This is a genomic window from Vibrio sp. ZF 223, from assembly GCF_003050585.1.
GTDB lineage: Bacteria > Pseudomonadota > Gammaproteobacteria > Enterobacterales > Vibrionaceae > Vibrio > Vibrio crassostreae.
On the sequence record NZ_PIGB01000021.1, the window covers coordinates 1 to 7,886 of the forward strand.

Sequence of the window (7,886 nt, forward strand, 5' to 3'; positions counted from 1 at the left end):
TCGGGATTACGGACAGTGCCTGGTGGGTAGTTTGACTGGGGCGGTCTCCTCCCAAAGAGTAACGGAGGAGCACGAAGGTGGGCTAAACACGGTTGGACATCGTGTGGTTAGTGCAATGGCATAAGCCCGCTTGACTGCGAGAATGACAATTCGAGCAGGTGCGAAAGCAGGTCATAGTGATCCGGTGGTTCTGAATGGAAGGGCCATCGCTCAACGGATAAAAGGTACTCCGGGGATAACAGGCTGATACCGCCCAAGAGTTCATATCGACGGCGGTGTTTGGCACCTCGATGTCGGCTCATCACATCCTGGGGCTGAAGTCGGTCCCAAGGGTATGGCTGTTCGCCATTTAAAGTGGTACGCGAGCTGGGTTTAGAACGTCGTGAGACAGTTCGGTCCCTATCTGCCGTGGGCGTTGGAAAATTGAAAGGGGCTGCTCCTAGTACGAGAGGACCGGAGTGGACGAACCTCTGGTGTTCGGGTTGTCATGCCAATGGCATTGCCCGGTAGCTAAGTTCGGAATCGATAACCGCTGAAAGCATCTAAGCGGGAAGCGAGCCTTGAGATGAGTTTTCCCTGACGCTTTAAGCGTCCTAAAGGGTTGTCGTAGACTACGACGTTGATAGGCAGGGTGTGTAAGTGCTGCGAGGCATTGAGCTAACCTGTACTAATTGCCCGTGAGGCTTAACCATACAACACCCAAGGGGTTTTGTGGACTCAAAGAAATACCAAACGCTTGAATGAGTTTGAAGAGAACAAAAACAGCTTTCCAGATTATTTGCCTTCAGTTTTTTAAAAACTGAAAGTAAAAGCAAAATTTGCTTGGCGACCATAGCATTGTGGACCCACCTGATTCCATGCCGAACTCAGAAGTGAAACACAATAGCGCCGATGGTAGTGTGGGGCTTCCCCATGTGAGAGTAGGACATCGCCAGGCTTTAAATTAAATCTTTAGGTTGACCAACCTGAAGATATGGACGCTCACTTAGTGAGTTGACCACTGCGGAGTGGTAGTTCAGTTGGTTAGAATACCGGCCTGTCACGCCGGGGGTCGCGGGTTCGAGTCCCGTCCACTCCGCCACTTATTAGAAAAGCCCTGCTAGCAATAGCAGGGCTTTTTTACATTTGAAGAAAAGTGTTTTGCTGTTAGGTTGTATGAGTGTTGTTAAGGTACCGAGCCCCTGCACTTCACGCTATTCCTGCACATATTAGAAAGCCTAGTCTGACGACTAGGCTTTCGTCGTTTTTGATGTATGAACTTCGGACTTTTGGTACAGACCTCATTGCTACCTATTGAGGTGTCTCTATAGAAACCGACAGGCGCTGTTTGCTCTCAAATCTGACGAATGAAGGTGGCTCTTTCAACTTTTTCTGTTGCACCTTCTAAAGAGGGATTTAGCTATCTCGTAGATACAAAAACGCCTAGCGTTTGCTAGGCGTTGATAGATGGTTATTTCTAACATCGACTACAGTATTTGTTTAAGCACTCTATCGGCTTTCACGCGAGTGATCTTGCGAATCAACTTCTGAACTTCCGTCGGGTAGCTCTCTATCTTGTCTAACTGCTTATAAGTACAGATAAGCTGAGTGTGTTGAAGGATATTATCCACTTCAGCTTGGAATTTGTCTGTTAGGTGATGGTAGTTATCTTGGATAAAGATGCCGTTCTCTAGATCTAGCTTCCATGCTCGAGGGTTTAGGTTATTGCCTGTTAGTAGCATGTAGCGCTTATCGACCCAAATCCCCTTTAGGTGGAAGCTATTGGAATCGTGTTGCCAAAGTCGAATTGATAGATTACGGCTAGCTATATGAGCTTCATTCGCTTTAGCGAAACGACGTAAGTTCAATTCGTAAAGGTATGGTAAACCGCCAATCGTTTTAAACTCTTCTTCTGGCGAGATAAAGAAATCATTTGCTGTCTTATCGCCAACAACAATGCTGACCTTTACGCCTCGCTTAAGCGCTTTCTTCACTTCTTTAGCTAGGCTAGGTGGGAAGTTGAAGTAAGGTGTGCAGATAAAGATTTCATCTTTAGCTTGAGCGACGAGTTGATTAATTCCCTGATTCAGTCGGTTACGTCTCTTACCGATACCAACCAATGGTGTTACAGCAACTTGGTCTGCTGAAACCTCTTGACCATCGAATTGATACTGAGATCTTGCCAATGATGCACGAAACTGACGAATCGCTGGTTTCAGTTCTTTGGTCGCAGGCTTGTTCTTATCAGCCAAGTCATAAACAGCGCTGTCCGCAACCATCTGTTCGTGTACGTAGGTAAACATCGAGTCCGCAAGCGCTACGTTGTTTAAAACGTGGTAACGATCAAAGCGATAGCGGTCATGGTAATTCAGGTAGATATTGTTAAGGCTTGCACCGCTGTATATCACGCTGTCATCGACGATAAAGCCTTTTAAGTGCAATACGCCAAAGACTTCTTTACCGCGAACTGGAATGCCATAGACAGGCACAGCGTGCTGATATTTTTCTGCGAACTCTTTATACATGGCTGCATTGCCTTCAGAAGACTCTGCGCCGATCAATCCACGCTGCGCTCGGTGCCAGTCGACACAAACGCTCACGTCTAATTCTGGATTCTTTTGCTTTGCTTCATATAAGGCAGTTAGGATCTCACGGCCAGCCTCATCATCTTCAAGATACAAAGCGACTAAACTAATACGAGTCGTTGCGCGAGATATCTCATCAAGTAGACGAGTTCGAAACTCTTGCGCTGATAGTAGTACTTCAAACTTGTCAGGATTCTGCGCTATGGTTGGCAACTGTATGAATGGATTCCTACTGGCAATCATATTGACTGTTTTACCTTAAAAATATGCAAAATTGCGAACCTTTAATTTTACCAAAGGGATAGCATCAAATACTAGATAATCGAGGCATTCTCTAACAATTTTGCTGAAAATGCATAGGAATGAGATCTTTTCCGCTATTCGAATAGCGCTCATATAAAACTCTTAAGCCATTGGGTAGCTGTTCTGGAGCGATCTGTACGAACTGATGTCGTGAGTAAAAGCTGGTGAGATGCGCGTAGGCAAAGCAGTAGTCGTTATCTGTTAGCGTATGCTGAGCACAATAATCCATAAGCTGAGAGCCTAATTGCTTACCACGATGTTCTTTTGATATAGCCATTCCTGTGAGCAAGCGAGTATTTTCTATCGTCCGAAAACGCACGACACCACAAAGCTCGTTATCCATCAGTAACGAATAGATAAGCTCACTCTTATTGGCTTTCCCTGTCGGATAATGTTCCTTGTAGAAACGTTTTACGAGGGGAACCTTTACGGGGTCTAATTGGGTAATGATGACATTGTTCATTCAGTCACTGCGCCACTGGTTTATCTGCTGTAGAATGGTTGCAGTGTAAGTTAATTGAATATCGTCATGCAATTCCATCTCAATGCTAGTTTAAAAAACGTTCATACTTTTTCCATCGATCAGACTTGTGATGCGTTGGTTGAAGTCACGACTATCGAAGAACTGATTACGGTTTATCAAGACCCTAAGTGGTCAACTTTGCCAAAGTTAATATTGGGTAAGGGCAGTAATATGCTTTTTACTGAGCACTTTGCAGGCCTGATTATTGTGAACCAGTTAGCCGGGATTACGTTAACCGAGACAGATAGCCATCACCATCTACATGTTAATGGTGGTGAGGATTGGCCTAGTTTGGTTAAGTGGAGTGTCGATAAAGGGCTGGGTGGTCTAGAAAATCTAGCAATGATACCCGGTTGTTCAGGCTCTGCTCCGATTCAGAATATTGGTGCGTACGGCGTTGAACTGCAAGACATATGCGAGTACGTTGATATCCTATGTCTGGATACTTATACAGTTAAGCGATTAAGCAAGGAAGAGTGTCTCTTTGGTTACCGAGATTCTATTTTCAAACATGCTCTCTACGGTAAAGCGATTGTTGTTGCGATTGGTTTAACGTTGCCGAAAGAGTGGGAGCCATGCAATCACTATGGCCCGTTAAAAAGCCTAGCAGCCGATAGTCTCTCTCCTCGTACTGTATTTGATGAAGTGTGTGCTATTCGTTCGAGTAAGCTGCCAGACCCTAGAATACAAGGGAATGCGGGCAGCTTCTTCAAAAACCCTTTGATCACCAAAGATCATTTTGATCGCCTGTTAGCTCTATATCCAAACATTGTCGGCTATGAGAGTAATGACATGATCAAAGTCGCTGCTGGCTGGCTGATTGATCAATGCCAGTTCAAGGGCGTGACAGAAGGTGGCGCTCAGGTTCACCCTAACCAAGCATTGGTTATCATCAATTCTGATGAGGCTTCTGCTGTGGATATCCTTAAGCTTGCAGAGCGAGTACGTCAGGCCGTTTTGAATAAATTCGATATTCGATTGGAACATGAAGTACGTTTTATGGGACGAGACCGTGAGACAAACCTAGATAAGGCTTTGGAGTCATTGGTATGAGAGAACATAGTACCAAGCTTGCACTATTGAGATGTCTTGCTGACGGTGAGTTTCATTCAGGTGAAGAGCTAGGTGAAATGATTGGTGTATCACGAGCGGCTATCAGCAAGCACATTAAAGGTATTCAAGAGTGGGGTTTAGATATCTACCGAGTACAAGGCAAGGGTTACAAGCTAGCTAGCCGTTTAGATATGCTTGACCAAGAAAAATTGTCTGCAGTTAGTCGCGATGCTTCTCTTGAGCTGATTCCAATCATCGGTTCTACAAACCAACACCTATTAGAGCGTACTAACACCCTCGAATCGGGTTCTGTCTGTATTGCTGAATATCAAGCTGCGGGGCGTGGACGTCGCGGACGAGAGTGGGTATCGCCATTTGGTGCAAATCTCTACCTTTCAATGTATTGGAGACTCGACGCAGGGATGGCTGCTGCGATGGGCTTAAGCCTTGTGGTTGGAGTAGCCGTTGTAGAGGCTTTGGAAGAGATGGGCGTTGAAGGCATCAAGCTTAAGTGGCCGAATGACCTATACCACAATGACAAGAAGCTCGCGGGTATCTTGGTCGAGCTCTCTGGGCAATCGGGTGGCGCAGCTCATATTGTTATTGGTTTAGGGCTGAATCTATCTATGGATCCAACGACATCAGGTATTGGTCAACCGTGGACTTCTCTTAAAGAAGTGTGTGACGGAAAGGTGCCTGATCGTAACCAATTAGCGCAGGCTCTGATCAATGCTTGGGACAAGTCTCTTGTGGATTATGAACTGAAAGGAATGTCCAATTTTGTAGAGCGTTGGAATCGCTTAGATAATTTCTTAGGTCGCAATGTTAGGTTGATTATTGGACCTAGAGAAATTGAAGGTGTTGTTCAGGGCATCGATGAACAAGGTGCCGTGTTACTCAAAACAGAGAATGGCCTCGAGAGTTATATTGGTGGTGAAATATCGCTAAGAAAAGGCGATTAAGGCGTTACTATTTTCTGAGTAACACTTCTTCAACCATGTGATCGGCGCCTTTTCGCAAAATCAGGTGCGCTCTTTCTCTTGTCGGAAGGATATTTTGTTCAAGGTTCAAGCCATTGATTGAACTCCAGATACCTTCCGCTTTATCCAGTGCCGCTTGATTCGATAACTTAGTGTAATGACTAAAGTACGAGCCAGGTTTAGTAAACGCGCCATCGCGAAACTTCATAAAACGATTGATGTACCATTCTTTGATTTGCTGGCTGTCAGCATCAACATAGAGTGAGAAATCAAGGAAGTCTGAAATAAACACACGATGCGGTTCGTGTGGGTAGTTCATGCCACTCTGTAAGACATTAAGCCCTTCAATAATAAGTACATCGGGTAGGTCGACACACTTAACATCATCAGTAATGTTGTAAGTTAGGTGCGAGTATACCGGTGCGGTGACATTTCTTTTGCACGCTTTAACATCTGAGACAAAGTTCACAAGACGCTTGATGTCGTAAGACTCAGGGAAGCCTTTTTTACTCATCAACCCTTTCTCTTCCAACACTTCATTTGGGTATAAGAAACCGTCCGTTGTGACTAGCTCAACTTTTGGGTGGTTTTCCCAACGAGAGAGTAGGGCTTTAAGCAGTCGTGCAGTTGTACTTTTACCAACCGCAACACTACCTGCAATACCTATGATAAAAGGTGGCGCTTTCTCTTTCTTATCTAGGAACTCGTGAAGTACCGAGTTTCTGTTTTGTCTGGCTGCTACATAGAGATTCAACAGCCGAGAAAGTGGTAGATAGATCTCCACAGCCTCTTCCATTGTGAGTTTTTCATTGATGCCTTGAAGCTCTTTTAAGTCGCTTTCAGAAAGTGTCATCGGAACTAAATTCCTTAGCTCAGACCAGCGTTCGCGGTCAAATGACATAAATGGGCTCATACAAAACTCTATAGTGGATAACAAAACAAGTGCATGGAAAATACATCAAGCGATAGATAAATAAAATATCTTCCTGTGCTAGATGCGTGTTAAAGATGGAAACCTTGAGCTAAATTGGCGTATGTAGGAGTTTGGTAAGAGAATTTTGCACTTTTTTTCAATTTACTATTGCAAGGTGGAAAATCATTCAATAAAATGCGCCCCACTTGTGCCGACTTAGCTCAGTAGGTAGAGCAACTGACTTGTAATCAGTAGGTCACCAGTTCGATTCCGGTAGTCGGCACCACTTTCTCCCTTCCTCTAAGGCAAGCGAGAGAAAGCTCAAAATTTGGAGAGGTTCCCGAGTGGCCAAAGGGAGCAGACTGTAAATCTGTTGGCACTGCCTTCGATGGTTCGAATCCGTCCCTCTCCACCATATTCTAAAGGTTAAATAGCTCAAACAGAGTTACGTGTTGCGTGCATCGTATAATGGCTATTACCTCAGCCTTCCAAGCTGATGATGCGGGTTCGATTCCCGCTGCACGCTCCAACTCATTTTGTGTGCTGATATAGCTCAGTCGGTAGAGCGCACCCTTGGTAAGGGTGAGGTCCCCAGTTCGACTCTGGGTATTAGCACCAGTCTAAAGCTTCTTCTCCTTTAATAAAGAAAACCATTTTTTTTTGGTTGCGTGGTCTTATTTTAAGCCACCTAATCCGTACCTAGAGGGACACCCCATGTCTAAAGAAAAATTTGAACGTACGAAACCGCACGTAAACGTTGGTACTATCGGCCACGTTGACCACGGTAAAACAACTCTAACTGCTGCTATCTGTACTACTCTTGCAAAAGTATACGGCGGTGTTGCTAAAGATTTCGCATCTATCGATAACGCTCCAGAAGAGCGTGAGCGCGGTATCACAATCGCAACTTCTCACGTTGAGTACGACACTCCAGCACGTCACTACGCACACGTAGACTGTCCAGGACACGCGGATTATGTTAAAAACATGATCACTGGTGCTGCACAAATGGACGGCGGTATCCTAGTTGTTGCTGCGACTGACGGCCCTATGCCTCAAACTCGTGAGCACATCCTACTTGGTCGTCAAGTTGGTATCCCTTACATCATCGTATTCATGAACAAATGTGACATGGTTGATGACGAAGAGCTACTTGAGCTAGTTGAGATGGAAGTTCGTGAACTTCTTTCTGAATACGACTTCCCAGGTGATGACCTACCAGTTATCCAAGGTTCTGCACTTGGCGCACTAAACGGCGAGAAGCAGTGGGAAGACAAGATCGTTGAGCTTGCAGAAGCACTAGATTCTTACATTCCTGAGCCAGAGCGTGCAGTTGACCAACCGTTCCTACTACCAATTGAAGATGTATTCTCAATCCAAGGTCGTGGTACTGTTGTAACTGGTCGTATCGAGCGCGGTATCCTACGTGTAGGTGACGAAGTAGAAATCGTTGGTATCAAAGAGACTACTCTTACTACTTGTACTGGTGTTGAAATGTTCCGTAAACTGCTTGACGAAGGTCGTGCAGGTGAGAACGTTGGTGCACTTCT

6 protein-coding genes, 5 tRNA genes and 2 rRNA genes are annotated in these 7,886 nt (G+C 45.1%); 10 read left to right on the forward strand and 3 right to left on the reverse strand.

Annotated features, from left to right (window positions below):
* From CWO13_RS23050 to CWO13_RS23060, 3 genes are all read left to right on the forward strand, one after another.
* A 23S ribosomal RNA gene (locus CWO13_RS23050) occupies positions 1–692 on the forward strand; the annotation flags it as partial.
* Between the two features lie 129 nt (positions 693–821).
* Positions 822–937 (forward strand): 5S ribosomal RNA (gene rrf, locus CWO13_RS23055).
* Between the two features lie 67 nt (positions 938–1,004).
* A tRNA-Asp gene (locus CWO13_RS23060) sits at positions 1,005–1,081 on the forward strand.
* 385 nt (positions 1,082–1,466) lie between these two features.
* On the opposite strand, the gene pssA is transcribed toward CWO13_RS23060, so the two are convergent.
* Together pssA and CWO13_RS23070 are read right to left on the reverse strand one after the other, a co-directional pair.
* Positions 1,467–2,807 (reverse strand): CDP-diacylglycerol--serine O-phosphatidyltransferase, encoded by a 1,341-nt coding sequence (pssA, locus tag CWO13_RS23065; protein WP_102479604.1) that lies wholly within the window; start codon positions 2,805–2,807, stop codon positions 1,467–1,469.
* Positions 2,808–2,898: 91 nt separating this feature from the next.
* Positions 2,899–3,330: a GNAT family N-acetyltransferase gene (locus tag CWO13_RS23070; protein WP_102479603.1), complete on the reverse strand. Its 432-nt coding sequence runs from the start codon at positions 3,328–3,330 to the stop codon at positions 2,899–2,901.
* Between the two features lie 66 nt (positions 3,331–3,396).
* On the opposite strand from CWO13_RS23070, the gene murB reads away from it, so the two are divergent.
* Together murB and birA are read left to right on the forward strand one after the other, a co-directional pair.
* Positions 3,397–4,443 carry a UDP-N-acetylmuramate dehydrogenase gene (gene murB, locus CWO13_RS23075; protein ID WP_102479602.1) on the forward strand — a complete coding sequence of 349 codons (1,047 nt, stop codon included), beginning with the start codon at positions 3,397–3,399 and terminating at the stop codon, positions 4,441–4,443.
* The gene (gene birA, locus CWO13_RS23080; protein WP_102479601.1) at positions 4,440–5,405 is read left to right on the forward strand and encodes a bifunctional biotin--[acetyl-CoA-carboxylase] ligase/biotin operon repressor BirA; all 966 of its coding nucleotides are present in this window, start codon (positions 4,440–4,442) and stop codon (positions 5,403–5,405) included. The genes murB and birA overlap by 4 nt, the downstream gene beginning before the upstream one ends.
* A 7-nt stretch (positions 5,406–5,412) precedes the next feature.
* Here the strand turns inward: birA and coaA are convergent, their stop codons facing one another.
* Positions 5,413–6,336, reverse strand: coding sequence for a type I pantothenate kinase (coaA, locus tag CWO13_RS23085; protein WP_048657856.1), 924 nt, complete (start codon positions 6,334–6,336; stop codon positions 5,413–5,415).
* A gap of 210 nt (positions 6,337–6,546) precedes the next feature.
* Here coaA and CWO13_RS23090 point away from each other — a divergent pair.
* The 5 genes from CWO13_RS23090 to tuf all read left to right on the forward strand — a co-directional run.
* Positions 6,547–6,622, forward strand: a tRNA-Thr gene (locus CWO13_RS23090).
* 44 nt (positions 6,623–6,666) lie between these two features.
* Positions 6,667–6,751 (forward strand) — tRNA-Tyr (locus CWO13_RS23095).
* 39 nt (positions 6,752–6,790) lie between these two features.
* Positions 6,791–6,865, forward strand: a tRNA-Gly gene (locus CWO13_RS23100).
* A 13-nt stretch (positions 6,866–6,878) separates the two neighbouring features.
* Positions 6,879–6,954 (forward strand) — tRNA-Thr (locus CWO13_RS23105).
* A gap of 96 nt (positions 6,955–7,050) precedes the next feature.
* Positions 7,051–7,886, forward strand: an 836-nt coding sequence (gene tuf / locus CWO13_RS23110; protein WP_108083516.1) for an elongation factor Tu, incomplete at its 3' end; no start/stop codon positions are given.

What these genes read in the sequence shown, in the direction of transcription:
- pssA (WP_102479604.1), bottom strand. Translation starts at nt 2,807, where the DNA reads ATGATTGCCAGTAGGAATCCATTCATACAGTTGCCAACCATAGCGCAG.
- birA (WP_102479601.1), top strand. Translation starts at nt 4,440, where the DNA reads ATGAGAGAACATAGTACCAAGCTTGCACTATTGAGATGTCTTGCTGAC.
- CWO13_RS23070 (WP_102479603.1), bottom strand. Translation starts at nt 3,330, where the DNA reads ATGAACAATGTCATCATTACCCAATTAGACCCCGTAAAGGTTCCCCTC.
- murB (WP_102479602.1), top strand. Translation starts at nt 3,397, where the DNA reads ATGCAATTCCATCTCAATGCTAGTTTAAAAAACGTTCATACTTTTTCC.
- coaA (WP_048657856.1), bottom strand. Translation starts at nt 6,336, where the DNA reads ATGAGCCCATTTATGTCATTTGACCGCGAACGCTGGTCTGAGCTAAGG.